Consider the following 26,875-nt stretch of genomic DNA (forward strand, 5'->3'; position numbering starts at 1 on the left):
TATATAACGTCTTATGACGCGCTGAGAGAGCTCAGCGAGAGACCTATTACGGAGAAAAGTATGAGCGACAAAATTATCCAGTTGTCTGACGATAGTTTCGAGGCCGATGTTATCAATGCTGCTGGTCCTGTCCTAGTTGATTTCTGGGCGGAATGGTGCGGCCCTTGTAAAATGATTGCGCCAATTTTAGAAGAAGTTGCTGGCGACTTCGACGGCAAGTTAACAGTTGCTAAGTTGAATGTCGATGAAAATAATGAAACACCCCCTAAGTATGGTATTCGTGGAATTCCTACTTTGTTGTTATTTAAAGACGGAAACGTAGCAGCGACTAAAGTTGGTGCATTGTCAAAAACTCAATTAGTTGAGTTTTTGAACGAAAACGTATAATTCATTTTTAATGAATTGAGAAGGCCCGGTTACCCGGGCTTTTTGCTTTTAGCGGCTAGGCTAATTAATCCCGACTTATAAAAAAAAGCAGCTATTCAGTTTTTTCGCTGGACGACACCCTTAATTGGTGCTAACTTTTAGTTGTTCATATCCTGAACTGCCCAAATTTCATACTCAATTCAGAGAGTTTAGAATTTTAAACAATCCAAATTATTAATCTATCAACTATGTGTGCTTACTCGTGCATTCCAGATCATAAAGACCCACCAATATGAATTTAACAGAACTAAAGAACAAACCGATTAGCGAACTTGTAGCACTTGCCGAAGAAATGGGTTTAGAAAACATGGCCCGCGCGCGCAAGCAAGATATTATTTTCGCCATTCTAAAAACACACGCAAAAAGCGGTGAAGACATTTTCGGCGACGGTGTGTTGGAAATACTCCAAGATGGCTTTGGCTTCTTGCGTTCTTCTGATTCTTCGTATTTGGCCGGCCCAGATGATATTTATGTATCACCCAGTCAAATTCGTCGCTTCAATTTGCGCACGGGTGACACCATTGCTGGTAAAATCCGTCCTCCTAAAGACAGTGAAAGATATTTTGCACTGCTTAAAATAAACCAAGTTAACTTCGACAAGCCTGAAAATTCGCGTAACAAAATCCTCTTTGAAAACCTTACTGCTCTGCATGCCAATAGACGTTTTACCTTGCAACGTGGTAACGGTAGTACCGAAGATTTAACTGCTCGAATCCTAGACCTTGCATCGCCTATAGGTGCCGGTCAGCGTGGTTTGATTGTTGCACCGCCAAAAGCGGGTAAAACATTATTACTACAGAACATTGCGCAATCTATTGCAGCCAATCACCCTGAGTGTGTACTTATGGTGTTGCTAATTGATGAGCGACCTGAAGAAGTAACTGAAATGCAACGTTTGGTGCAAGGTGAAGTGGTAGCGTCAACGTTTGACGAACCCGCTAGCCGCCACGTACAAGTTGCTGAAATGGTAATTGAAAAAGCCAAACGCTTGGTAGAACATAAGAAAGACGTGGTAATTTTACTTGATTCTATTACCCGTTTAGCCCGTGCATACAACACAGTAATACCTTCCTCTGGTAAGGTATTAACCGGTGGTGTTGATGCTAACGCATTGCATAAACCTAAGCGATTCTTCGGTGCAGCTCGAAATGTTGAAGAAGGCGGTAGTTTAACAATTATTGCAACTGCACTTATCGATACCGGCTCTAAAATGGACGAAGTTATTTACGAAGAATTTAAAGGTACAGGTAATATGGAACTGCACCTTAATCGTAAAATCGCTGAGAAACGTGTCTTCCCTGCTATTGACTTTAATCGTTCAGGTACCCGTAGAGAAGAATTGTTAACCTCGCAAGATGAATTACAGAAGATGTGGATTTTACGCAAAATCGTACATGAAATGTCTGAAATTGACGCGATTGAATTCTTAATTGGTCGTTTAGCCATGACCAAGACAAATGAAGAATTTTTCGATGCGATGAAACGTCAAAAAAGCTGATATTTAGTATTTAAATAGCATCTACAACAAACCGCAGACGTTTAGGCTTCAGCGGTTTTTTTTGGCTATTTTGGTTGTTAAAATTATGCTATAAAAGGCGCTGAAACTTCCAAAAACATAATAAAAGTTGAAGTCTGATATGAAAAAGCTACTTGCCATACTATTACTCACCCCTTCTCTATGCATCGCTAACACGGTTGATGAAATGTCCTCAGCTATTGAAAGCAAGGTTGTCGAATGGCGTCATCATTTGCACCAGAACCCTGAGCTATCAAATCGGGAATTCAAAACAGCCGCTTATATTGCAGATCATTTAAAGAAGTTGGGATTAGAAGTACAAACGGGTGTGGCACTGACCGGTGTAGTAGCTATTTTGGATAGTGGTAAGCCTGGTCCTGTAGTGGCGCTGCGAGCTGATATGGATGGGTTACCGGTTGAAGAGCAGGTTGATTTACCTTGGAAGTCAACCCAGCGCGGGATGTTTAACGGTAACGATGTACCCGTTATGCATGCATGTGGTCATGACACTCATGTTGCTATGTTGATGGGAGCAGCTGAAATATTAGTGGCGATGAAGAGTGAGTTACGTGGCAAAGTGAAGTTTTTTTTCCAACCCGCAGAAGAAGGTGCCCCGGAAGGTGAACGAGGCGGCGCGGAATTAATGGTTGAGGAAGGTGTACTAAAAAATCCTGACGTCGATGCAATTTTTGGTTTACACATTAGTGCCGATACTGATGTGGGCAAGGTGCGATATCGCGAAGGCGGCGTAATGGCATCGGTAGACCCCTTCAAGATTGTGATTAAAGGTAAGCAGGCTCATGGTGCCTATCCATGGTTAAGTGTTGATCCCATCACCACTGCTGCCCAAATGATTATGAGCGTGCAAACTATAGTAAGTCGCGAGATTCGATTGTTAGATGACGCGGCCGTGATAACATTTGGTTCGATCCACGGTGGTAACCGCTCAAACATCATCCCTAATGAAGTGGAGCTAGTAGGGACAATTAGAACCCTAAATGAGGCGGCTCGACAACATATATACGAAGCGCTGCCACGCAAAGTTAACGGAATTGCCGACAGTATGCGTGCTCAAGCAACCCTGACTTTGCCTCTTGATTACAGTTACCCGATTACATTTAACGACCATGAATTGATGGCGCAAATGCTGCCTACATTGGTGAACACTGCTGGACAGGACAACGTGCTTTACAGTAAGCCGGTTACGGGTGCTGAAGACTTTTCGTTTTTCCAACAAAAGGTGCCAGGAGTTTACCTATGGATTGGTGGCAAGCCTGTGGATGTTGCACCTAAAGATGCGCCTGCTCATCATACACCAGATTTTTATGTTGATGATGAGGGCATGAAGTTAGGTGTGCGTCTTTTGACAAATCTAACCCTTGATTACATGGCTAAATCTTAGTTACACAAAATAAGGCTAGTTGAGTGAAAAAGCGGTTGTTGAGTACGTTTTTACTGACCTGTTTAGGCTTGTTAGTCAATATGACACCTGCCCCATTTCAAAGTGATGCGGTGTTTGCCTTTGGCTTTGCATTCTCTGCGCTGGTTGGTTTTCTCTACGGTGGCAGATATGCGACGGTGAGTGCGCTTGTTTTATTGCTAGCGTCACTCCAATCCGGCTTTGATCTCGTTATTTTGCTACTGGCCATTCAAGTTTCATTGGTCGCGTTTATCAGTCACGGAAAAGACGCCACTCGACCTGTCACTATGACCTTGGTCTACTGGTTGATTTTCGCCAGTGCGGCAATCTATATAGAAAAACAATTATCCGGAAATCTGTTTACTAGCCAAGACATAGGCGCTCTACTGACTAATATTATCAATGCCATGGTCGTGACCTTGTCAGGTCATTTCGCGTTTATAATCACCTCCATTATCAAGCCTAATCGTATTCTTAAACCGATGAACCTTGGGTACTTATCAAGGTATTTTTTCACCGGTTTGTTTTTCTTCTCGACAACCGTCTTGGCCTATACCTTTATTAGTTTTTACCAAAACTCCAAGTATCAAGAGCTACAAAATTATCTGTCCCAACGCACGACTGTGGTAACCAATCAGTTGGATGCGTTTATTGACTCCAACAAAAGTGCTTTGACCTTATCAGCGTTAGCGATACAAGACGATGTGGAGTTGGCCAATAAACGCCTATATGATTTGTCGAGTAATTATCCTTACTTTTTGACTTTTTCGGTTGCTGATTCTACAGGCCAGATTACCCAATCTTATCCAACTTCCCTTTATCGCAAAGCCAAGCAAGCTTCGATGTTAGACATCAGTCAACGGGACTACTTTACTCAGACTAAAAAATATGGCGATACTTATGTTTCCTCTGCCTTTCAGGGCATCGGTTTTGGTAGTGAGCCGATAGTAGCGATCGCGGCACCTTTCTATTACCCCAATGGTGATTTCAGGGGCATTCTGGAAGGCTCGTTAGATTTATCTACATTTTCAGTGTATGACGAAAACGAGATTGACTCGAATGTAAAAATGCTTATCACTGATGCTGAGCATAATGTGGTATATGCCAGTCACGGCATCGGATTTAAAGCCCTTGATGTTATTAACAATACAGATTGCGCCGAGCTAAAATGTATTTTGGGTGAAGCGAAAAGTACCGCTGGGAATGCGATGATTTCATCCAGCAAAGCCAGCAAACTGCATGGCTGGTATATTTATAAGTTCTATCCGCGCTCTACATTCCTACAACAAATGTCGGAATATATTATTTTAGCCTTGGTGATTATCGTTCTGCTCAGTGGTTTGGCGAACATCGCCAGTTATTTCGTCGCTGCATCAATCTCCAGGCCCTTGCGGATTTTACTAGATAACTTTTCCCATTTTGATCCAAGTGACCCAGACACAGCCGACATTCAGAAGATAGATACAACTTACCTAATTGAAGTGAAAGAATTGGACAAAGGCTTTTTAGCCTTGACCTCAAGATTGCTGCAATTGTTTGAACAACTTAATTCGTCTCAACTTAAACAGGGACAGTTAAATGTGGAGTTGAAAAAACTCAATTCCTCTCTTGAGCGAAGAGTTGAAGAGAAAACTCAATCTTTGCAACAGGCCGTATTGCTGGCAGAGGCAGCTAATGAGGCCAAATCACAATTCTTAGCTAACGTGTCCCATGAAATACGTACGCCAATGAATGGCATCATAGGTTCATGTCAGAATATACAACTAAAAGACTTAAGTGATAAAAATCGCCGCAAACTAGATGCCATTTATCAGTCAGCCCTCAATCTAATGGACTTGCTCAACAGCGTACTAGATTGGTCCAAAATTGAAGCGGGCAAAATGGTGTTAGATGAAAACATCTTCAATCCAAATAGTCTGCTAGAAAACAGCCTTGAATTGAATAAACCCTTGGCGGTGATTAAAAAATTAGAATTAGTGAATGAGATATCAACAGAATTGCCCAATTGGCTGATGGGGGATTCCGCCAAGATAAACCAAATCGTCAACAACCTAATGAACAATGCCCTTAAATTTACCCAAACGGGACGGATCACTCTGGCTGCAGATTACACGGATGGAAGATTGCAGATAGTGGTTTCTGATACGGGAATCGGCATCCCTAAGCACAAGCATCAATTGGTGTTGGAGCAATTTACTCAGGCAGATGATTCGACGACCAGGTTATTTGGTGGTACCGGTTTAGGCTTACCTATTTGTCAAGAGTTGGCCTCTTTAATGGGAGGCGAATTACGGTTAGAAAGTGAAGAGGGAGTAGGCACTCAAATATTTATATCTTTACCTTTAGCTGTCGCGATTCAAGATCCAATCGGAGAGATTGGCGAAAAACTCTCATTACCCAGAGGTAGCAAAATTCTACTGGCGGAAGACAACGATATAAATGCTGAAGTTGTGCTAGATATGCTCTCATCCGAAGATATCCGCGTGATCCGAGTGAGAAACGGCAAAATGGCCTATGAAGCCGCCTCTCATCATCAGTTTGATTTGGTTCTGATGGACTGTCAAATGCCCGTAATGGACGGTTATATGGCCACAATGGAAATTAGAAAATTAGCGAATGGCTGGGCAAAAACGCCGATAATCGCGTTAACCGCCAATGCCTATAAAGAAGATCGGCAGCGCTGTTTAGCCGCGGGTATGAATGACCATGTGGCAAAACCCATCGACAAAAAGCAGTTGTTTTATGTAATGCACAAATGGTTAACCGAATAAAATATTAGCAACAAATCAATGCAAATTTGGGCTTGTGGAAAATTTGCGCTACAATCTTCGCCCCTAAACTTGGTACTTTGTATTTTTGAACCAAAGTGAACAAGGTTGGCTCATGAGTGAGTGGACGAATGTGTTGTACATTGGCATCGCTGATGTTTCTCGCGACTCAATAATCAATTAGTTAATTAACAATCTAAGTGACTACCTAACCGTGTTGCTTAATAGGCTATTTTTCAGGAGCCGTTATGCCAAAAGTGGCGATAGTGATGGGGTCGAAATCAGATTGGCCCACCATGCAGCAAGCTGCAATTATGCTCAAAAACCTTGGTGTTGATTATGATGCCAAAGTGGTGTCTGCACATAGAACACCAGATTTGCTTACAGACTTCGCCAAAGAGGCGGCCGACCAAGGCTACCATGTGATCATTGGTGGGGCAGGCGGAGCAGCACATTTACCTGGCATGATTGCCGCTCATACCCATCTTCCTGTGTTCGGCGTACCTGTACGTTCAAGTCAGCTCAATGGCATGGACTCTTTGTTGTCTATAGTACAGATGCCTAAAGGTGTGGCTGTGGGAACCTTAGCAATTGGTGAAGCGGGAGCGGCCAATGCTGGCTTATTGGCAGCTCAGGTTATTGCCTTGCACGATAGTAAAGTGGCTGATGCAATCAAAACCTTCCGTCAGACTCAAACTGACACTGTGTTAGCCCTTGATGAGTTGGAGTTGCCTGAATGAACGTACTGATCTATGGGTCAGGCCAATTGGCACAGATGATGTATTTGGCTGCTGTTCCGCTAGGTATCCAAGTCAAAGCGGTAGATGTGGCCAATCACAGTGTAGTGGATCCCATTAGCAAGCAAGTGCTAAACATTACGTTGAGTGAAGCGATTGAGCAGGCGGATACCCTATCGGTTGAATTTGAACACGTACCAGAAGATTTGTTAGCGCAAGCCCAGGCCAGTGGCAAGTTAATGCCCGGCATGGAAGCGATATTAACTGGCGCAGACAGAGTGCGCGAGAAACAAGTTTTACAATCGCTTAATATCGCTAACAGTGCCCACGCTATTATCACGGATATTGCGCAATTAGATGACTCAGTGGCAAAGCTCGGTGAGCATTTGATCATTAAAGCCAGCCGTGACGGCTATGATGGCTATGGTCAATGGCGTCTATCCGGCAAAGCCCAGTTAGCTGACCTAAAGCAGCAACTAGCCGAGCTAGATTTACAAGCTGTACCGCTAATAGCCGAGCAGTTAGTACCCTTTGACCGTGAGTTGTCATTGATAGGCGTGCGCAGCCAGCAGGGCGATATACGCTATTATCCGCTGGCCGATAATTTGCATCATCAGGGCCAATTGCATGTGTCGGTTGCACCGGCCCCGCACATAACTGATGAGTTGCAAGCACAGGCTAAAAGCGCTTTTAAAAAGTTAGCCGAGCACTTTGATTACGTCGGTGTATTGGCTGTCGAGTTTTTCCAAGTAGGTAACACTTTACTGGTTAACGAAATCGCGCCACGGGTTCACAACTCAGGGCACTGGAGTATGCAAGGTGCAGACACCAGTCAATTTGAAAACCATATTCGCGCCATAAGCGATTTACCCCTTGGCAACACCCAAGCGAATACCATCAGCGCCATGATCAATATTATCGGCTGTGATGACTACTCACTTGATTTGTTAGGGCTTGATCACTGTCACTTGCACCTTTACGGCAAAAGCGTGCGCGCTAAGCGCAAAATGGGCCATATTAACTTAACCGCAGACAGCTACGCTGATTTGGCCGAAGTGATGACCACCTTAGCCAAATTCCTGCCCATGGAGCATTTCCCGAAATTGCTCAGCGAAGCGGATAAATTGGCGCAGATAAACTCATAACTGCGATGCGTTCAGACCAAAAAGGGGAAATTCCCCCTTTTACTGAACACTAATGCAGCAAACAGCACAAAAGCTGAAATCAGCTATTGACAACCCAGTGCGAATAACTAAAATAGCGCCTCGCTTTTGAGACAAGTTCTACCAACCTTGTTATCCAATCAAAAGCAGCACCCCAGTGTGCCGACTTAGCTCAGTTGGTAGAGCAACTGACTTGTAATCAGTAGGTCGCCAGTTCGATTCCGGCAGTCGGCACCATTTTTCCTTTTCTAATCTAATTATATCCTCCTGTAAAAACATCTTAAAATCGGAATTCGTTTTTCTATACAAATAAATTTTGAAGTCTAAAAACTATCTACACATTCGGAATTACTTTTTTCTTTTTTCGTTTGGGGTTCGTAGGTTGGTTGAATTTTGGGTCATCAACAAATGCTGGTGGACCAGTTAATTCGATGGAATTTAAGCCACCACTTACCAAACTTGTATATTGTGAACTTAATACTTCTATCCCTTTAAAATTATTTAATTTATATGAATGAGTCATTTTTTTCCCTATTATGTTGTATGCTTTTCATACATATTAATCGTAGTATACAAAATTCGTAGTGTAATAAAGTATGAGACAAAAGCTTATAAAATTCAGACATTCGTTTATATTGGGAATATTTATCATTGCATCTTTGTTTTCTTTTTCGGGGCAAAGCGCTACTTCAGAGACTGTATTTTTAGATAAGCCCATTGGGACAGTCTATGCCGTACATAGAGGTCAAAAAGCACTTTGGTTCGGGGGCGAAAATGGGTTGTTTTCAATAATTGGTCCTCATGCAAGTTACTTTGGCCCAGAAGTAACAAATATTAATACAGATATAGAAGATCTCTATGAAGATGAACTCGGACGGCTTTGGATTGCAACTTTTGGTAACGGTATTCTTATATACGACGGAACATCATTTACAAAACAAGTTATAGAGACTGAACAAAAAATTGCAGGTAACTATTGCAGAAATGTAACTGGAGCTTTGCATTTCATATTTGTCAGTTGTGGAGGGAGTGTATATAAGTATTCAATGGTCAATCATAAGATGACACAAGTTCTTGACTTCAAAATATTTGATACAAAAGATATTACAAAAATTTATTATGCTAATGAGATATTATTCGTTATTGATAGCTATTCACGACTCTTCAAAATACAAAACTCGAAAATTTCAGAAGTCAAATTGAATTCTTTGAAAGATGAACATAGAGGTATCAATACTTTATTCTTGAACAATGACAATCTTATATTAATAGGCACTACTGCGGGGTTAATAGTGTATGATTTGTTTACAAATACTGATGAACTATTCTTTGATATTTCTTTTAAAAGCAGTATTTCTCAAATATTCGAGACTTCTAATGGTAAACTTTGGATTTATCAATATGGATTTAAGTTAGTCGACTTTAAAGAAGGTTTGACTACACCACGTCAAACTCCTGCCATACATTTACCCACATACAATTCTAGTGAAATATATGATGTTGAGGTTCTGTCAAATGGTGGGTTCATCTTTTCTGCACCTCTGATCGGTTTAAGTTCTTATAGCGAATTTTCATCTTCTCTCACTAAATTAAATATGCTTCCTTCTACAATTGAAACTATACAATATTCATTATCTGATTCGGATGATGTAATACTAGCTATCGAAGATAAGTTGTTCATGCTTGAATTAAAGTCTAATTCCATTAGAAAAGTATCTGACTATAACGGCTTTGTAAATTCAATAAGCAGAATAGGCAAAGAAACTTTAATAGTTACATCTGATGAACTTGGTCTCCAGATACTTCATGAAAACGAGCTTGGTAAATACGAATCAACATCTAGCCAAGTCGATATTAACGGAGGATTTATATCTTCAATTTTACCTTTGTCAGATAGCAAATACTTGTTAGGAATATCCGGAGGTAATAGGCCAGGTTTATATCAGTATCAAATTGATGGGCAGCTGAATATATTAGCTGAAGACGTTGTGGTGGATCTCTTGCTTAAAACCATAGATGGCAGAGTCTTCATAGCGCTCAGGCTATTTGGAATACTAGAATTAGACCTAGATGAATTAAAAAGTATGGATTTATCTCATAACGTTTTTGTAAATGCATTCATCAATAATTGTCTTCTTGAAGATCGAGATGGATTGATTTGGATCTGTACTGACGGAGGAGGCCTTGGTTACTACGATTTAGAATCTAAAAGTGTTCAATATATTGATTCTAAACATACGGGAGGCTCACGGCATATCAGAGAACTTTTGCAAGACACCGATGGGTATTTTTGGGTCATGACAAATCAAGGCCTGATCCGATACGATCACAAAAATAAAACTTCAATTCGGATTGGTAAAGAAGAAGGAATTAATGATGTAGATTTTGAGATAACAGCATCTCTTAATTTACCAAACGATCAAATTTTGGTTGCTGGGGACACCGAAAATTATTTAATAAATACGAAAACAGCAAATATTTATCTAAACGAGCGCGTGAATAAGGTGACAGAAGCCGTTTTTGTCGATTTTGAAGTGCTCAATAGAGAAGGGCATGGGACTATTTCTAAACGCCAGGCTTTGAATGAAGCAATTAGTCAAAATGAGGCAATTGAAATATCTAATGACGAATACTTATTTAGGATAAAATTTGCTGCGAACAACTTTATAGATCGAAAAATTTTAGGATTTGAATATAGGCTCAAGGGGCTGGATGAAACTTGGATTGATGGCTCCCCTTCCGAATACACAGCCACTTATTCCACTTTACCTAGCGGAACCTATACTTTTGAAGTTCGTGTAAAAGACCCAAAAAGTTTCGTAGAGCAACCTATCAGTTCAATTCGACTATCCATCTTACCCCCAATATGGCAAACTTGGCCAGCCTATATGTTTTACATTATTTTCTGTTGCTTAAGCCTCCTATTATTTTTCAAATACAGAACCATACAATCAGTTAAATTTACAGAGAAACTAGAAGATTTAGTTTTAGGTCGAACAATTGAGCTAGCAAGAAGCCAAAACAAACTCGGAAAAATGTTAAGGGATAAGGAAGCATTATATGCAAATGCATCCCATGAACTCAGAACTCCATTAACACTGATTTCTGGGCCGCTAGAGCAAATAAACGATTTGTGCAATAACAACGAGCAAAAAAAGTATATTGAAATAGTTGGCAGGAATGCCCATCGAATTTCAAACATCATCGACCAGATCCTTGTACTTTCCCAAATAGACTCTTGCAGAGCTAATGAAAAAATACTTTATGATTTACACAAGTCTATATCAATTATTGTTGAAGCATTTCGTTCCACTACCCGTCTTAAAGATCAGACTTTGATTTTTGACAATCGAAGTGAAGGTAATGCCCGCCTAATTAATGATTCACTAGAGCAAATACTGTCAAATCTGCTAGTCAATGCTTATAAATACACTCCAAAATATAAGAATATAGAGGTATATGCATACAACGAAAATGACTATGTTGTGATACAAGTTTCCGATCAAGGACTGGGCATAAAGCAAGAAGATCTCACTTCTATTTTTGATCGCTTCACGAGATTAAGCAATGCACAGAATATAGTCGGAACGGGCTTGGGCCTGGCAGTTGTGAAGGAACTAATACATGCGAATGGCGGTACTATTTCCGTTGAAAGCTCGCCAGGATTAGGCGCTACTTTCACTGTTCACCTACCTATTTCTGACATCAATACAGAAAGTAAAATAGATTTAAAAGAAGTTAAAGTGTCGCCTCACGTTTTGGAGGACAGCCCGACATTTGAATTTGAAAAAGAGCTAGAAGAGGCCAATACCGATCAGCTGGAGACGGTTCTGATTGTAGAAGATGACATGGAAATGAGTTCATATTTGTGTGATTTACTATCTGAAAAATACCACTGTATGATTGCTAATAATGGTGAACATGGCATTCAAAAAGCAATTGAAGCAATACCTGATTTGATTCTCTCGGATGTAATGATGCCAAAAATTGATGGTTTCGAGTTATCTGATGCTATTAGGGAAAACGACTTAACTTGCCATATCCCTATAGTTTTATTGACAGCGAAAGCCGATCTAAACAGCCAAATGGATGGTTGGACGCATAATGTGGATGACTATATTTTCAAGCCTTTCAATAAAGCAGAACTTTTAGCTCGAATTCGACGGTTATTAGTTATCAGGGAAAAGGTGAAAAATCATTTTGCAGAACCAAGTCAATTTGAAAACGAGAAAAACCTTTTCGAGATCAGTGATACTGATTTTTACTCTGAGCGAGATAGGCTCTTTTTTGAAAAATTTGTCCATTTGATTGAAACCAATTATTTAGACAGAACTTTCGACAAATGTCAGGCTGCGGACCTCTTAGCGGTAAGCGATAGGCAATTAAGCCGCAAACTAAATGCTTTAACCAATTTCGGGTTTGTTGATTTACTTAGGAAGTACCGTTTAAACATGGCTAAGCAAAGATTAATCGAAGGAGGCCAAATTTCAAATGTGGCCTACGATGTTGGATTTTCTTCTCCTTCATATTTTAGTCATTGCTTCAAAGACGAATTTGGCTTGTCACCTAAGGCTTTTGTTGAGCAGATCCAACAGCACTAAATCATCCGCTAGGCTGCAGTATTCAACGAAGGTAGCTTATTTAACTCTGTTGATGAGCGGAATTAATTTACCCCAAATTTCTCTACTCTAGTCAGTGAAAAATAGTAAATGTGCTGCACGATATTCCATTGGATTTCAAAATTCCGCAAATACATTGGAAAATATACGCTTATGAGGGAATTAGACGCAGCGCTGAAATTGCTGTCAGCCTAATTCCACCAGAGGCTATTGGTGGACACATTGGACGGAGATATGCATCTATTTTGTCAACCTAAAAAAATGCTAAGACGCCACCACAGCAATATCGATGTTCACTTTACGGCATTGGAAATGTCGAACGCCCAGAAGCGCCAAAGATATTGGGCGTCAGGGTAAAAGGTGAATATGCATTAGCGACGGGAGTATATACCACAAGTGGCAGGAACAATATTTACTCAGACATTGAGTAAAGGCCCTTATCAGGGTTTACCTGTTAGGTCTTGATGATATTACTGAGGTTCAACGGAACACCGAAGGCTACAAGCGCTCATTAAGTAATTCAAACTGAAAATTATCTATAAGAAAAATGGTCAGTTTCAATCCAATAAGATAGATAAATAAAGGATTTAAGAAGTTTTGAAAAACATTATGAGAAAATAATTGAAATATTGGTGCGTAACTGAGTATTACGCACCAAAAGTAGAGCTCGTTATTTTTGTTTTCTGCGTCGAATAGCTAGACCAGCAAAACCTAAACCTAGAATGGCGAGGACAGAAGGTTCAGGCACCGCATTAGGATCAGTAAATTCTCTGGAATCGCCTATGAAGACGTTTGGGCCAGAAAATCCAAATTCTGAATCTGTTTGAGTCCCTCCAACATAGTTAGCAATACCGTCGCTGTCTGAAGCCCAAGAGTTAGAAATATATGCAATATTTGAATCGAAAACGTGGTTCACGTTGTCCCAAGTATAATTATCGCCGTTACTTACTCCCACAACTTGATAGATACCTGGATCAAGCACGAGTTCAGTTATTGTTACATATCTGAAAAAGTTAAAAACATCGAAAGTATTAGTAACAACAACGCTTGCAAGCAAATTCTGGTTCGAATCATAAAGCGCAACAGCATTATCATCGACAGCATTAGTATTGGGATCTGCATAGTAGCCTAGCCCCGTTACCGTTACTTGGTTCAAAACTTCAAAGTTAAGGGCGAAGTCCCAACTTCCATTTGTAAAAGAGTTACCTGGCTCATCAAAGCTAAAAATTGGAGCCGCGTGTGACGCACTTGTGTAAATCACAAATAGTAAATATGAGAAAATCTTTTTCATGCTGCATCATTCCTTATATGAGTGAAATTAAGAGTTTAAAAAACTGATAATTCAAACTTCATGCCAATATTCAAGCATCTGTTTTATATTGTTTTTTTTATTTCATCATAAAATAGTGTAAAATTTATGGACGTTTTTTGTACGATTTAAGCTGTTCGGGTGTGTACAAAGTCCGAACGAGTCGAACAGCTTATAGATAGTCAGGCGAATATAACCATGGTGTTACTTGTAATAAAGTTCACATTATGGCTTGGCTGTTTGACGCGTGTGAATTTTATTTTCCACGCTTTTGGTGATCAAGCATACGAGAAATAACATATGGAAGTGAATGTTCAAATTCAATACACTCCAAAAACGTTGGATATATGTCACAGCGCCTGTACTTGGATATTTCTTGAGATAGCTTGTGCGATGCAAAATGTCTATGGGGATCGTTCGATGAATGATTTATATGATTTGACTGAGTTATTTAGAGCAGCGGGCAAACACTAGACGATCGGAAACTTACGTTGAACAGGCATCGCATTTACTATCTAGTCGTGGAAACAGACTGATAGTGCTTTGAAGCAAACGATCTGCATATTGTTTTTAAATTAACGTCAGGCATTGCGCAAAACTGAGTTTACATTCATGGAATCAGTGTTTAGTTAGTTTTTGAGGGATATTCAGTTCAAATGGCTCGAATGTCCCTAAGTTGCAGCTGTTTTTTGGAGATTTTAGTAAATTATCCGAGTATTAGCGCCGATTCTATTTCCTCAAAAAGGGCTGTCTCGGAGGTTTGTTGCATTACATCTATACACTCGGTTTGTGCCCGTCTACTCAATAGTTTTAGCAAACGAGTTTCAAGTTACTCTGACCCTTTAATTTCTTTAATTTTCGAAGAAAAGTTAATTGCAGGGGGGCAAATTTCTAACGTGGCATACGATGTAGGATTCTCTACCCCTTCGTACTTTAGCAATTGTTTTAAAGACGAGTCGGGATTATCTCCAAAAGCCTTTGTTGAGCAGTTGAAGCAACGCTAAGCTTTTAGTCAGGTTGTTGTAATCAGAAGGGCCTGTGAAAATTAAATTCTGTTGCTGAACAGAACTAATTAACACGGCCCTAATACTATATCTATGAAACTATATTTCTGCGACGGGTCAGCGCTAGCGCAACTAGACCTAAGCCAAGCAAAGCTAAAGGCGCTGGAGTAGGTACTTGAGCAGGCTCTTGAGCTTGTACTACTAAATTATCAAGGGCTGGATTAAAGTTCATGCTATCTGCCCCTACACGCCCAAAGAAGTCTACCTTGGTTAAGCCAGTCCAATTCAATGATTCGGTTACCCATGCATTTGAAGTGTCGACAGAGGCAGTGACACTGCCGCCGCTAGATAGGTAGCCCGTCACTTCAATAATACCCATTGCAGGGGTTAAATCTAAATTTGAAAAATCAAAAGACAACAGGTTGAAGTTCTTAGCGTTACTCATTGCAACGGAAATCATATTACCGATGCCACATCTAAGGCACCAGCCAAAAACTGCACTGCCGTTGCTATTTACCGCATTGGCTCCAAAAATCCCGTCTACCGGTTCGGGTACTCTTGAACTGTTTAAAATAAAACCGTCTTCTGAATAGGGTGAAACCTGTATCATTGATGAATTGTCAGGGACAACGCCCTCAAAATCAATCACAGCTGCGTTTGACCCAAGTGGTGCGGACAAAATTAAAGCAAAAAATAGTATTCTCTTAATCATGGTTTTCCCGAAGTTTTATTTTTTACAACTTAGAATAGATTCAATTAACCCAAAGAATGTAAGTCTTGTAATATCGCAGTGGCAAACAAGCACATATCAGGCCAAAAAATATTACCCTTATATTTCATTTGGTTATAAAAAGTACAACTGTTCAGCTTTTATATGTGTAAAAAAATCCGACACAAATCTCTTGTATATACCGTTTTGTCGAGTGACTTGGCTAAAAGGTCAAGCAAACTCAATGTGCTTAATTAGGTTATTTATTTGCCCAATCAATCAATCTGTATTAGGCTATTTTTTGTACAAAAGATGCTGTAGCAAGGTTGCCTGTGTCTATTTAGCCCCTTTCTTTCCTTGGTTATCTTCAATTTATTTTTAAATTACAAAACTTTAGGGAAGAGTTATGAAACACAATTCGAATAAACACTCATCAGTGGATAAAGAGCCATCAGCCAATACTGTCAAATGCTGGGAGGGGCAGGCAGACCCTACAGAACGATTGAAACAGATGTTCGTTGATTTGGGGCAAAAACGCGATATTGCCAGTGGCAGCAAACCTGCCCGACGAGCGGTATTCAGAAAACAGCATGGTATTGTTTATGGGCATTTCAACATCAGAGATGACATAAAAGCTGAGTGCAAATTAGGTATTTTTGCCGGTGATAAATATGAATGCGCAGTGCGCTTTTCCAGTGATACCGGCCCTACTAGCCCTGACTTAAGCTCAACAATGGGGGTGGGTTTAAAGCTTTTTGGTGTGAAGGGCAAGAAGCTATTTGGAGAGGGCAATAACGCCGACTTTATTTTTCAGAATATTGACCGATTTTTTGCCAAAGATGCCAAACAGTTCTGTGAGTTTACTACCGCTGGCGTAGTCGATCACAACTATGCTCAGTACCTAGAAGAGCACCCTGAAGTGGCACAGATCCTGACTGATATGGAAAAAATCGAAGCCAGTTGTCTGACCGCAAGTTATTGGGCGATATTGCCATTTAAGCTGGGTGATAAGCACATTGTTAAGTATCGTTTAGTACCAGAGGACTCCCTTGGAGGCGCTGCCTTTGATGACGATAACTATCTGGCGCTAGATTTAGCCAGCCGTTTGCGCAACGGCGAAGCAAAATTTCGTTTTGAAATTCAACTGCGCACTGGTGACGACATGCCCATCGATAATGCACAAAAGGTTTGGAGTACCCAAGCCAGCCCTTTTATGTGCATCGCCGATTTGATTTTTCCACAACAAGACATATGCGCGATTGGTCAGAGTGAGTTTGGGCAAAACTTGTCATTTAATATTTACCGGACACTTGCTGAGCATGAGCCTTTAGGCAGTATTGCCCAAGCCCGCAAGGTAGTGTACCAAGCTAGCGCAGATGCTAGGCATCAAGCAAATGGTCAGTCAATGCAAGAGCCTGAGCAGATAAACCCTGCTTTTAAAGATGATGAAGAGGACGATAGCGATTGCATTGTTTATGCAGGTATCTATCCGCCAATTGGAGTAATGCGAGTAGGTAATAGCAAGCACGAATATTTTATCGGCCCTGAGGTTAACCAGCCAAAAGCACAGCACGGTATGCAGGCTTATCGGGATAAGACCGGCGCCATTAAACGTCAAGCTGCGCGCTTTCGCGTATATGGTTTTAACGCTGCAGGTAAGGCGGTTAAAGAATTAACCGCTGATAATGCCAAGATAAAATGGCATAGCCACTTAGCCAACCAGAAGTCTTCCTGGTATGAGTTTCAGTTAGCCTTAGACATACCAGAAGCCGCCGATGCGCCGTCGTCGATGTTGCGCAACAGCAATGTTGCAGATCGCAGTCGATTACTGATTGATGGCGGCAAAAAATCTATTTCGGGTAAACAGCAGGGTAGCGAGAAATTTAACGGTAAATTTCTGGGGGAGTCGGTGTATTTAGGCGAAATGTTTACAGATGAACTAGGCCGCTTAATTATGCTCGGCGGTCACGGCAAAGCCGAAAATATTAATGGTGATTTGGCTATTACTTTTGCCAATAATGAAGGCTGGTATGACGATACATCCGATGGCCCTGTGACTGCTGAGGTGGAATATGAGGGGATAAGCATTAGGGTATTACCCGCCTGGGTTATCTGCGCGCCACCGGATTTCGCCCCTATGCAAAAGTCAGTGCGTACCATGTGGGATTTGATGCGTGATGTCGCTATCAACAGCGGTATGCTGAATCGTCCACCACGACCGTCGTTTAGCCAAGACATTTTACCCATTTTTCAGCGTATGACGGATCTGCAATGGGTAAATGCCGGTTTTGCTGCGGCCTTTGGTTGGGGGGGGCCGTTTGACTACACAACGGCTGAATGGATTGCAAAGTTAGCCGATCCCTCTTCGGCAAATTTTGAGATGCGTCACGTCATCTCCAATAGTTTTCGCCGTTATCATTTTAGCGGTGCCCAATCCCCGCAGCTTTGGCCATGGGTGTATGGCGATGCCATGAGTGTACCTGCGTCAGGCTCAGTACGGCAAAATGCGACCTTATCTGATTTGCAGTTGGCCTTTTTAGAACAGTGGGCTGATGGGGACTTTATTGCCGATTATGCTCAACAGCAAACCCCAGCTTCTCATGTAGAGGAGCTACCGATAGAACAGCAACCGGATATGTTAACTCAGGCTGCAATGGAGTTTTGCTTAGCCGATGCGTTTCATCCAGGTTGTGAAATGACTTGGCCGATGCGAAACCCAGGCATGTACATGACACCTTACCGCCTGCAGCACGCTAAAAAAACGCAGCCGACCAACGGGCATTATTATGGCCCTGTGATGAGCAGCGATGTGATTAGCTTACCGGAAGGGCCTCTTATGGGAGGGCAAGTCGCTGGTGGTATTACACGCTGGATGGCAATTCCTTGGCATTGCGATACCGCAAGTTGTCGAGATGGCTATGAATCAAAATATGATCCTTATGTGCCCACATTCTGGCCTGCTCGTGTACCGAATAACATATTGAGTGAGGCTATGTATAACAAGGTACTAGATAACAACTTATCGGCGCAGGAGCGTAAACAATCATTTGCCTATCGTGAAGCTTGGTTGAATGACTTGCCTATTGAAGAGCCAGTGACTTATACCAAGCAAATCAATGGGATGATCAAACATTTCGATAGTTTAGCGATCGTGCAGCAATCTAAGGAGACCAACTCGGATATTGATTTTCCGCCAAAGATGCAAATTGGCATCACCGCGCCGAGTGTTAAACACGGGGCTTATCAAGGGTTAAAAAGCACAGATAATGGACGCCCTATGCATAGTGAGGGTCAGCGCAGTAAAGTTGATTTACGCCACACAGAAAAGGTCAATCGATTCAACAAAAAATAATAGGGTTTAGTATGCCAATCCAGGTTACTGCAGACATTGCGATTGTTGGCGCTGGGGTCGCGGGCTGCATAGCCGCGATTGCTTTAGCGCCACATTTTAATGTCTTGCTCATTGATAAAGACGCGCAACCCCCAGCGCGTATTGGTGAATGCTTACCCGGCGTGGCCCTGCGTATTCTTAAACAACTGAATATTGAGGAAGCATTCACCCAACAGACCCATTTAGTCAGTCAGGGGATGGAGTCATATTGGGGTAGTGATTACAAGCAAATAACAGACAACATAACCAACCCTGACGGGTTTGGCTGGTATTTAAACCGCCCTGAATTTGAAGTTTTACTTCGAAAAACCGCACTGGCGCGCGGTGTAAACTGCATGTGGCAGACCAAGCTTATTGGCAGTGAATCTTGTTTGCAGGGGTGGCAACTTATCACTGATGTCGCCGCGCCAATTAGGGCCAAATTTGTGATTGATGCCGGAGGCCGGCAATCGCCCTTTGTGCGCCATCGCGGCATCGTGCGCCAACAACATGACAAGTTGGTTTCCTGTTGGCTCACTGTACCCGATCAAACTGAATATCGTATGGGGGTGATTGCCGCGAGTGAAAAGGGCTGGTGGTATAGTGCTCCCATCCCCGGTAACAAACGAGTGATTGCCTTTCAGACCGACTCTGATTTACTGCCCCCTGCCACTCGACACGATCTCGCGCCGCTGATGGAGCACGCCAATTTCTGTCCAGAAATTGCCGGTTTACTCGCCGACAAAGCCGCTGATTCAATCGAATATCATGGCGTGACTACGGCTAATTCCTCAAGGTTGGTAAGGGGGGCGGGTAGCAATTGGGCAGCACTTGGAGACTCGGCGGTCAGCTTTGATCCCTTGTCATCACAGGGGATGTACAATGGGATGGCCAGCGCGATGCAGTTGGCTGAAATATTGATACTCAAAGGCATGTTTGACGATCACTATCAAAAACAACTAGATAATATTTGGCACTCATACTTACAACACAAAAACCTGTTCTATCGGGCGGAAACCCGCTGGAAACAACGGGAATTTTGGCAAAGAAGGATCAAAATACAGGCTAGCGAGCAAACTTAGTTTCCTCACCCTTTGCACTAATTACCGATGCGTCTACTTGCTTACAACCATCATGCAGCTCTAATAATCCTATTCCAGAACCATTGTGCAAGGTGCGCACTTTGTCATTATTGGGTTTTCGATGTTTAATCTTCATATTGCGTCTTTGGGTGAGCCAGTTCAGTGGTGACTTTGGATGAAACAAAATGCGATTGAGTCGGTCAAACCAAGTGAGTAACTTTTTGGGAAACTCGTTTTTAATTCCGCTGCAGGTAATTTGCGTGATCTGTGGGCTGTTGCGACGGAATTTTAAAGTAATGTCGTAGACAAATGAATAGTGGACATCGCCAGACAAGATCACAAAGTTGGGTGGGGTGCGAAAGTGGCGGAAAATATTCAGAATAACACTTGCAGTACCCTTGTGGGCCATCCAATTTTCCGCGTCTACCATCAGTGACTTACCAAAAAAGGTGAAGATCCGCTGGACCGTCTCAATCAATTTTACTCCGAATATCGGCGCGGCAGACACCATGATCACCGCGTCTTGACCAATCAGTTCCTGCTGCAATTCACATAATGCTTCCCAATCCATCAAACCCGAAGGTTTGACTAAACTTGACTCAGAGCGCCAGCGTTGGGTGCGGGTATCCAACACAACCACTTTAGGTTGGGTGTCTAAGGCAAAATGCCATTGATCCCAATCTAGCAGAATATCAATAACCCGATCATGCTCAAGGATACCTTGAGTGGAAAATTTATCGCATAACTGCTGGGCCAACGGAGTCATTTTAGCAGTGTCATTGGCCCAACCTTGGCACAACCAATAGCCAATCAGAGCGTTACCAACGATCCGCCGAGCAAAGGGATTATTGTAGACGGCGTCTTCCCAGCCCCGGGTTAAATTCCAGTCGTCAGTCACATCGTGATCATCAAAAATCATGTACACAGGTACGTGCGCTAACGCCCGACGAACCCTGCTCATACCCTCTGCAAAATCTTTTACCAGTGGCAATTCAGTATGAAAAATATCTTTAAATTGTGTGGGTATACGTTCATCCATCATATTTAGCCGCCGCCACATCTCAGGTGACCATATCAACGTGTACATCGCCATTACTTCAGCAAAAGTGACAAGGTGATTATTCGCATTTACCGAGGTGAAAATTGGTTTTTTCTTACCCGCGAAAAAATACGATATTACCGTCTGGTGGGCAACATCATCGGGTAATAGCAATGGGCGTTGATAATAGCACTGCTCATTAGTAAGTAATTGCTTACCATCGGTAATATCTTCTATAAGTATGTCTTCATCGTATAAGCCTAAGATTTCAACAACTTGATGAATAGCCACTAGCGTCGGGCCTGCCACATCATCAACATAAACCTGATCGCCACTCATTATCAGCATGTCAACCTGTTCATCTGTCTGATTCAAGGCTTGCTGCAATTGACTGTCAACCGCCAGCAATCCATCATCGCTAGCATGATGAGGTTTGCGACAAGAGCCGTGCAACACTCGGCTAAGCTGTTGATTAAAAACAAAGCTAGGAAGGTGCTGATCTGGGTATAAAATATCGGGTATTAGCTCGGCTAACCCTTGGATCTCATGTTGTGGGTTGGTGACTGAAAAATCATAATAGTAACGCTGACCATCGCTAAGTGGTTGCTCTGGTACTAGGGTGATGACACACACATAGGCATGAACTCCAACTCGTACTCTATGGATTTGCTCATCAAAGAGCCAGGTATCCAATATGCTCTGGCGCTGGGTGTTCTGTAAACTAAAGCGTATCGGGCAGTCAGAACTAGTCATCATCCAAAATGTTAGACTTTTAGAGGTTACTTTCCTCACCATGGGACCAGCCAGAAAAGTTGGTAAAACTGAAGGTGAAGTTGACTTGTGCAAATTTTCTCGCAAAACGACACTACGGTAAAGATAAATGGGATTTCATAAGTCTGCACCAAATATACTTCTAGGATCAAATTTAATCGCTTTTTTGCTAGCTTACACTTGATATTAATGAGCGATACCTTTATAAATTCGGTCTGTTGAGCGCTAGGAACCTCCATGAACAAATTTCCCATTGCTTTTTTGCTAGTTATTTTAGGATTAATGGGCTGTGCAGAGACGCCTCCCAAAAATACTGAACTCCATTTACAAGGCAAATGGCTGGTTGAGGCTAATGGCGAAGTTATGCTTGATCCTCAAACTTCTGGTCTCAAAGCGTGGCGCGGAAAACTTGTCAGTGTTTCTGATGGCAGCGCCCATGTTTCTCAACGAAAGAAGCTGCATATAATTGATCCTGAATCGGCTAGCTTACAAGCTCAGCCATTAAAGATGATAATGTCTGACAAAGTTGAAAAAAGTTGTTTTGCAGATTATCTAGCCGATGCACCTGATTTAGAAGCCATCGCAGTTGACCCCCGCGATGACCGTGTATTTGTTCTGGTAACGGAAGACGCCACCCGCAGTTCTGGCATGTCACAAGCCTGCCACCTGCGTTACAAAAACAGCGGTTCCACTGATTATCCGACAGTGTTGATAAGGCTAGAGCTGCAAGCAGACAATACTGTATTAATGACCGATGTACGGCCAATTCAATTTGCTGAATCGTTCGCGGTGGGGAATTTTCCCAATGATGGTATTGAAGGCTTGTCATTTGCGCCAGACGGTACTTTGTACCTTGCATTAGAAAAAGATAAAAAGTCCAATGCTCGTATATTTTCCATCAAGATTGATGAGCAATTTTGGCAAACTGAAGAGTTTGCTCAGGTAAGTGATCCCCAATTAGAATTTCCTTCTATTTCATCGGGTAATCATCCGATAAATGGCATGGACTATTTCGCTGTAGAGGGGCACAAAGGGTTTTTGATCGCAGGAGCGCGCAATGATAGCCAGTTATGGGTGATTGACCTAGAAAAGAAAATACCTACCAAAGTACTACCCTTACAGTTTCTTGCGCCAACGGGCAATGATGAGCCTAATTGTCAAAAATGGGAAGTGATGGACAACGCTTCGTTAGAAGGCTTAGCAGTGTCTGGTAACACTATCTGGACAATTAACGACCCGTGGAAACTGCACTACATGGACAATGTTCAATGTGAAGCCAACAGGGCTAAATATAGCAAGATGGCCCCATTGTTATTTTCATTATCAGCCGATCCTGCTTGGTTTGAATAGCCTGGCCACATCCATTGGCCGCTATCTATATTTACTGCAAAATCTAATGTTACTTTAAGCGACTGGCGAAGTTCTTTTTGAATTTTGCCAGCTTGGGCGCAACCACCATATTGCAATATTGATTTTGCGGATTATTGGTAAAATAATCCTGATGGTAATCTTCAGCTTGAAAATAATTGTCCACCGCTGTAATTTCTGTCACCACTGGGTCAGGCCAAATTTGCTGTTGCTCAATTTCGGCTATAATTTGCTCTGCTTGGGCTTTTTGCTCATGGTTGTGAAAATAGATCGCACTACGATACTGAGTGCCCACATCGTTACCTTGTCTATTTAACTGAGTAGGGTTGTGCAGTGCAAAAAAGATTTCCAACACGTCTCGATAGCTTAACGTATCTGCATCAAAATTGACCCTCACAACCTCTGCATGTCCGGTATTGCCGCTACAAACTTGCTCATAGCTAGGGTTATCTGTTTGTCCATTCGAATAGCCCGCGTAGGCCGACTCTATACCTGCCACAGAATTAAACGCCGATTCGATACACCAGAAACAACCGCCTGCTAATGTTGCTTGCTGAATATTTGCCATTTTATGCCTCGTTAACCAATTATCTATCAAAGATGGGTTCGAAAAGTATTTAGATCAAGTCATCCATCATCATTTGTTTTACGTATAAGCTTATAAATTATTAGAACGGAGTATATGCCGGTGCAGTTCAAATTATTTTATGATGGTCTCTGCCCGCTTTGTATGTTGGAGATACGCAAGCTTGCAAACTTGGATCATCAGCTAAAGATTCACTTTGTCGACATACAAGCAGAACAATTTGCCCATGATTACCCAAGTTTAGATAAGGTTGTTTTGAGCAACAGAATTCACGCTCAGCTAGAAAATGGGCAGTTTGTTACTGGCCTAGATGCCAACTTCGAAGTATGGAAGCGTGTTGGACGAGGTTGGATTTTTGCACCGCTACGGTGGCCATTGGTCCGTTGGTTTGCAGATCGAGGCTACAATTTTTTTGCAAAACACCGTCACCGTATATCTTATTTAATTACCGGTAAAAAGCGCGCTCTATACTGTACTCCTTTGACTTGCGCCGGTGTGCAATCCAGAGATATTCCGTCCACTCAAAGCAAGATTAAGGTTGCACCTGCAGATGAGTAAAGGTAACGCACTAGTGATCGGTTGCTCCGGCGGCATTGGTAAAGAGCTGTTAAAGCAGTTGCTCGTAAGTGAGCAGTATCAAACTGTCTTTGGCGTATCTCGTTGTGTAGTCACCGATAAGGTTGCAGGGGTAAACTATTATCAACTGGCAGACCAAGATGAGAACGCTATTGAAAGGTGCATCGACTCGCTCAGGCAGCAGGGGCAGTTTTCATTGGTCACAAGCTGTATTGGCGCGCTTCACGGCCAGCAAAATGGTGTCAATCTTGCGCCTGAAAAACGCCTCGAAGATATTTCTGCCCAACAACTGGCCAGCTATTTTCACATCAATACTATTATTCCCATGCTTTGGTTGAAACATATACTGCCATTGGTCAAAGGTCACAACAAAAGTCAGGTGGTGTTATTTTCTGCTCGGGTTGGCAGTATTAGTGAAAATAACTTAGGCGGTTGGTACGGCTACCGAGCGAGCAAGGCAGCCCTCAATATGCTGATTAAAACTAGCCAGATTGAATATACTCGTAGGGCGAAAAATGTTGAACTGGTCAGCTACCATCCCGGCACCGTAAATACAGCCCTCTCTGAGCCATTTCAAGCCAATGTGCCGTCTGGCAAGCTATTTGATGTTGAATTTACCGTGAGTCAATTGCTTACCCATTTAGCCAATCTCGAAATTGAAAATGCACCCCATTATATCGATTGGCAAAATGAAACAATAAAGTGGTAACCAATAGTTCCACTTTTCGTCGAGCTTTAGTTCTCGAGGCAAAGACATTTTCAAATTAGCCTGCTACCATCGAACGTTAAACGACTCCTAAAATAAGAAAAAAAGGAAAACAACATGGCAGCTCGCGAACAGTTTGGTTCTCGTCTCGGGTTTATTTTAGCCGCAGCAGGTTCCGCTGTAGGTATTGGCAACATGGTAGGGTTTCCGGTAGCGGCAACCAAAAACGGCGGCGGAGCATTTTTGATTATGTATGCCGTGTTTGTGGTGTTGATCTGTTTACCGGTGATGTTGGCAGAAATGTCAGTTGGGCGCAGAAGTCGCAAAGATCCTCTGAATGCCTATGCAACCTTAACTAATAATGAGCCCCACTGGCGTGTGGCGGGATGGCTGTCAATCATAACACCCTTCATGATCGCGGTATTTTACCTAGTGATAACCGTGTGGATTTTTGGCTATTTGTTCCAATCCGCCACCGGTAATTTAGATAAGTTGGCTGATCCCGCCACCTTCGGTAATTTTATTCAATCCTATGAGTTATTCATCTATATGGTCGGGGTGCTGGCTGTGGTGTATCTAATTCTTCAAGGTGGGGTGAAACAGGGGATCGAAAAAGCCGCTAAATTTATGATGCCGGCATTGTTTGTGATGTTGATCGGCTTGGTTATTTTTGTGCTTACGCTGGACAATGCGTTTGCCGGTGTTGAATATTATATTGTGCCTGATTTTAGTAAAATTGACGCGTCGGTTGTCAGTGCCGCGCTATCCCAAGCATTCTTTTCGCTATCCTTGGGTATGGGGATAATGATCACCTATGGCTCTTATTTGGACAGTAAAAGCGATGTGCCCGGTTCAGCCAAGTTCGTGGCGCTAGCAGACACAGCGGTAGCGTTCATTGCTGGTCTACTGATATTACCGGCGGTCTTCTCATTTAATCCCAATACGAATACCGCAGATCTAAGTGACTCTTCAGTTGGGATGATTTTCACTTTCCTACCAAAAATATTCCTAGCGCTGCAAGCGTCTGTTGGTTACGTGGGAGCAAGTTTTGTTGCTAGCCTGTTTTTCCTACTGGTATTTTTCGCGGCAATAACCTCCCTAGTATCCATTTTTGAAGTGCCAGTTGCGGCCTTTATGGAATCGAGAAAAGCGTCCCGTAAAAAGGCCTTAAGTCTAATGGGATTATTGTTAGTGGTGACTTCTGCAATCGCTTCTATGTCATTTGGTATTTGGGATCAGGTGACCACCTTTGTCAGCTATGCAGGCCAAAATAAATCGTTGTTTGATGTGATAGTCGATGTGTTCTACGACACTATTTTGCCGCTCAATGGTTTATTAATTTGTCTATTCGTTATTTACCGTTGGAAGAAAGAGAATTTCAACGCAGAACTGGACAAAGGTTCGCCAAACTATGAAAACAGTTTATTTGAAAAGTATGTAGATTTCTCAGTTGGAACCTTCATACCGGTCATCTTATTTTTAGTTTTAGTTAATACCATTGCGCTTAAATACTTTGGTCAAGCACTGATTGGCTAATGCCAAGTAAATTGCTTTTTGAAAAAGCTCTTTAGGGCCCCTTGACGTTTCAAAACGCAAGGGGCTTTTTTATATATTTAACTAATACCTCACTATCAACCTAGTAAAGTGTGCAAGGGTGAAGCTTTTGGCGATACTGATTGAAATCACGATATGAACATGAAACGGAT

The 26,875-nt window shown here is 42.2% G+C and carries 19 protein-coding genes and 1 tRNA gene; 15 read left to right on the forward strand and 5 right to left on the reverse strand.

What is annotated here, in order from left to right:
• Positions 1-60: 60 nt before the first annotated feature.
• The 7 genes from trxA to QR722_RS02240 all read left to right on the forward strand — a co-directional run bounded on the left by trxA (position 61) and on the right by QR722_RS02240 (position 8,267).
• Positions 61-387 (forward strand): thioredoxin TrxA, encoded by a 327-nt coding sequence (trxA, locus tag QR722_RS02210; protein ID WP_286285124.1) that lies wholly within the window; start codon positions 61-63, stop codon positions 385-387.
• 271 nt (positions 388-658) lie between these two features.
• A complete protein-coding gene (gene rho, locus QR722_RS02215; RefSeq protein WP_286285125.1) occupies positions 659-1,924 on the forward strand; it encodes a transcription termination factor Rho in 1,266 nt (421 codons plus the stop codon).
• Between the two features lie 205 nt (positions 1,925-2,129).
• The gene (locus QR722_RS02220) at positions 2,130-3,344 is read left to right on the forward strand and encodes an amidohydrolase (RefSeq protein ID WP_502872461.1); all 1,215 of its coding nucleotides are present in this window, start codon (positions 2,130-2,132) and stop codon (positions 3,342-3,344) included.
• 23 nt (positions 3,345-3,367) lie between these two features.
• Positions 3,368-6,133 (forward strand): ATP-binding protein, encoded by a 2,766-nt coding sequence (locus QR722_RS02225; RefSeq protein ID WP_286285127.1) that lies wholly within the window; start codon positions 3,368-3,370, stop codon positions 6,131-6,133.
• 245 nt (positions 6,134-6,378) lie between these two features.
• Positions 6,379-6,870: a 5-(carboxyamino)imidazole ribonucleotide mutase gene (purE, locus tag QR722_RS02230; RefSeq protein WP_286285128.1), complete on the forward strand. Its 492-nt coding sequence runs from the start codon at positions 6,379-6,381 to the stop codon at positions 6,868-6,870.
• Positions 6,867-8,012, forward strand: a complete 1,146-nt coding sequence (locus QR722_RS02235) for a 5-(carboxyamino)imidazole ribonucleotide synthase (protein WP_286285129.1) — start codon at positions 6,867-6,869, stop codon at positions 8,010-8,012. Before purE ends, QR722_RS02235 begins: the two co-directional genes overlap by 4 nt.
• A gap of 179 nt (positions 8,013-8,191) precedes the next feature.
• Positions 8,192-8,267 (forward strand) — tRNA-Thr (locus QR722_RS02240).
• A gap of 97 nt (positions 8,268-8,364) precedes the next feature.
• On the opposite strand, the gene QR722_RS02245 is transcribed toward QR722_RS02240, so the two are convergent.
• Positions 8,365-8,553, reverse strand: coding sequence for a hypothetical protein (locus QR722_RS02245; protein ID WP_286285130.1), 189 nt, complete (start codon positions 8,551-8,553; stop codon positions 8,365-8,367).
• Between the two features lie 73 nt (positions 8,554-8,626).
• Between QR722_RS02245 and QR722_RS02250 the strand changes: the two genes are divergently transcribed.
• Positions 8,627-12,631, forward strand: a complete 4,005-nt coding sequence (locus QR722_RS02250) for a hybrid sensor histidine kinase/response regulator transcription factor (protein ID WP_286285131.1) — start codon at positions 8,627-8,629, stop codon at positions 12,629-12,631.
• Between the two features lie 688 nt (positions 12,632-13,319).
• Here the strand turns inward: QR722_RS02250 and QR722_RS02255 are convergent.
• Positions 13,320-13,940: a PEP-CTERM sorting domain-containing protein gene (locus QR722_RS02255; protein ID WP_286285132.1), complete on the reverse strand. Its 621-nt coding sequence runs from the start codon at positions 13,938-13,940 to the stop codon at positions 13,320-13,322.
• A gap of 318 nt (positions 13,941-14,258) precedes the next feature.
• Here QR722_RS02255 and QR722_RS19370 point away from each other — a divergent pair, with 318 nt between their 5' ends.
• Entirely contained in the window at positions 14,259-14,432 is a 174-nt protein-coding gene (locus QR722_RS19370; protein ID WP_353506914.1) for a hypothetical protein, read from the forward strand.
• A gap of 621 nt (positions 14,433-15,053) precedes the next feature.
• Here QR722_RS19370 and QR722_RS02265 read toward each other — a convergent pair.
• Positions 15,054-15,674, reverse strand: coding sequence for a hypothetical protein (locus tag QR722_RS02265; RefSeq protein WP_286285133.1), 621 nt, complete (start codon positions 15,672-15,674; stop codon positions 15,054-15,056).
• A gap of 403 nt (positions 15,675-16,077) precedes the next feature.
• On the opposite strand from QR722_RS02265, the gene QR722_RS02270 reads away from it, so the two are divergent.
• On the forward strand, positions 16,078-19,023 hold the full coding sequence (locus QR722_RS02270) for a LodA/GoxA family CTQ-dependent oxidase (RefSeq protein ID WP_286285134.1): 2,946 nt from the start codon (positions 16,078-16,080) through the stop codon (positions 19,021-19,023).
• Positions 19,024-19,034: 11 nt separating this feature from the next.
• Complete coding sequence (locus QR722_RS02275; protein WP_286285135.1) at positions 19,035-20,123, forward strand: NAD(P)/FAD-dependent oxidoreductase; 1,089 nt, start codon at positions 19,035-19,037, stop codon at positions 20,121-20,123.
• On the opposite strand, the gene QR722_RS02280 is transcribed toward QR722_RS02275, so the two are convergent.
• Positions 20,107-21,918 carry a metallophosphoesterase family protein gene (locus tag QR722_RS02280; protein ID WP_286285136.1) on the reverse strand — a complete coding sequence of 604 codons (1,812 nt, stop codon included), beginning with the start codon at positions 21,916-21,918 and terminating at the stop codon, positions 20,107-20,109. The two genes, QR722_RS02275 and QR722_RS02280, sit on opposite strands and share 17 nt — an antisense overlap.
• A 252-nt stretch (positions 21,919-22,170) precedes the next feature.
• Between QR722_RS02280 and QR722_RS02285 the strand changes: the two genes are divergently transcribed.
• A complete protein-coding gene (locus QR722_RS02285) occupies positions 22,171-23,283 on the forward strand; it encodes an esterase-like activity of phytase family protein (protein ID WP_286285137.1) in 1,113 nt (370 codons plus the stop codon).
• Between the two features lie 49 nt (positions 23,284-23,332).
• On the opposite strand, the gene msrA is transcribed toward QR722_RS02285, so the two are convergent.
• On the reverse strand, positions 23,333-23,869 hold the full coding sequence (gene msrA / locus QR722_RS02290) for a peptide-methionine (S)-S-oxide reductase MsrA (RefSeq protein WP_286285138.1): 537 nt from the start codon (positions 23,867-23,869) through the stop codon (positions 23,333-23,335).
• A gap of 120 nt (positions 23,870-23,989) precedes the next feature.
• Between msrA and QR722_RS02295 the strand changes: the two genes are divergently transcribed.
• The 3 genes from QR722_RS02295 (at position 23,990) to QR722_RS02305 (ending at position 26,705) form a co-directional block, all read left to right on the forward strand.
• On the forward strand, positions 23,990-24,445 hold the full coding sequence (locus QR722_RS02295) for a thiol-disulfide oxidoreductase DCC family protein (RefSeq protein ID WP_353506898.1): 456 nt from the start codon (positions 23,990-23,992) through the stop codon (positions 24,443-24,445).
• Positions 24,438-25,172, forward strand: a complete 735-nt coding sequence (locus QR722_RS02300; protein ID WP_286285140.1) for an SDR family NAD(P)-dependent oxidoreductase — start codon at positions 24,438-24,440, stop codon at positions 25,170-25,172. The genes QR722_RS02295 and QR722_RS02300 overlap by 8 nt, the downstream gene beginning before the upstream one ends.
• A 114-nt stretch (positions 25,173-25,286) precedes the next feature.
• Positions 25,287-26,705, forward strand: a complete 1,419-nt coding sequence (locus tag QR722_RS02305) for a sodium-dependent transporter (protein WP_286285141.1) — start codon at positions 25,287-25,289, stop codon at positions 26,703-26,705.
• Positions 26,706-26,875 lie beyond the last annotated feature (170 nt).

The organism is Aliiglaciecola sp. LCG003 (genome assembly GCF_030316135.1).
In the GTDB taxonomy this organism is placed as follows: domain Bacteria; phylum Pseudomonadota; class Gammaproteobacteria; order Enterobacterales; family Alteromonadaceae; genus Aliiglaciecola.

What these genes read in the sequence shown, in the direction of transcription:
- QR722_RS02300 (WP_286285140.1), top strand. Translation starts at nt 24,438, where the DNA reads ATGAGTAAAGGTAACGCACTAGTGATCGGTTGCTCCGGCGGCATTGGT.
- QR722_RS02250 (WP_286285131.1), top strand. Translation starts at nt 8,627, where the DNA reads ATGAGACAAAAGCTTATAAAATTCAGACATTCGTTTATATTGGGAATA.
- QR722_RS02235 (WP_286285129.1), top strand. Translation starts at nt 6,867, where the DNA reads ATGAACGTACTGATCTATGGGTCAGGCCAATTGGCACAGATGATGTAT.
- msrA (WP_286285138.1), bottom strand. Translation starts at nt 23,869, where the DNA reads ATGGCAAATATTCAGCAAGCAACATTAGCAGGCGGTTGTTTCTGGTGT.
- QR722_RS02285 (WP_286285137.1), top strand. Translation starts at nt 22,171, where the DNA reads ATGAACAAATTTCCCATTGCTTTTTTGCTAGTTATTTTAGGATTAATG.
- rho (WP_286285125.1), top strand. Translation starts at nt 659, where the DNA reads ATGAATTTAACAGAACTAAAGAACAAACCGATTAGCGAACTTGTAGCA.
- QR722_RS02280 (WP_286285136.1), bottom strand. Translation starts at nt 21,918, where the DNA reads ATGATGACTAGTTCTGACTGCCCGATACGCTTTAGTTTACAGAACACC.
- QR722_RS02220 (WP_502872461.1), top strand. Translation starts at nt 2,130, where the DNA reads ATGTCCTCAGCTATTGAAAGCAAGGTTGTCGAATGGCGTCATCATTTG.
- QR722_RS02265 (WP_286285133.1), bottom strand. Translation starts at nt 15,674, where the DNA reads ATGATTAAGAGAATACTATTTTTTGCTTTAATTTTGTCCGCACCACTT.
- QR722_RS02275 (WP_286285135.1), top strand. Translation starts at nt 19,035, where the DNA reads ATGCCAATCCAGGTTACTGCAGACATTGCGATTGTTGGCGCTGGGGTC.
- trxA (WP_286285124.1), top strand. Translation starts at nt 61, where the DNA reads ATGAGCGACAAAATTATCCAGTTGTCTGACGATAGTTTCGAGGCCGAT.
- purE (WP_286285128.1), top strand. Translation starts at nt 6,379, where the DNA reads ATGCCAAAAGTGGCGATAGTGATGGGGTCGAAATCAGATTGGCCCACC.
- QR722_RS02305 (WP_286285141.1), top strand. Translation starts at nt 25,287, where the DNA reads ATGGCAGCTCGCGAACAGTTTGGTTCTCGTCTCGGGTTTATTTTAGCC.
- QR722_RS02270 (WP_286285134.1), top strand. Translation starts at nt 16,078, where the DNA reads ATGAAACACAATTCGAATAAACACTCATCAGTGGATAAAGAGCCATCA.
- QR722_RS02255 (WP_286285132.1), bottom strand. Translation starts at nt 13,940, where the DNA reads ATGAAAAAGATTTTCTCATATTTACTATTTGTGATTTACACAAGTGCG.
- QR722_RS19370 (WP_353506914.1), top strand. Translation starts at nt 14,259, where the DNA reads ATGGAAGTGAATGTTCAAATTCAATACACTCCAAAAACGTTGGATATA.
- QR722_RS02245 (WP_286285130.1), bottom strand. Translation starts at nt 8,553, where the DNA reads ATGACTCATTCATATAAATTAAATAATTTTAAAGGGATAGAAGTATTA.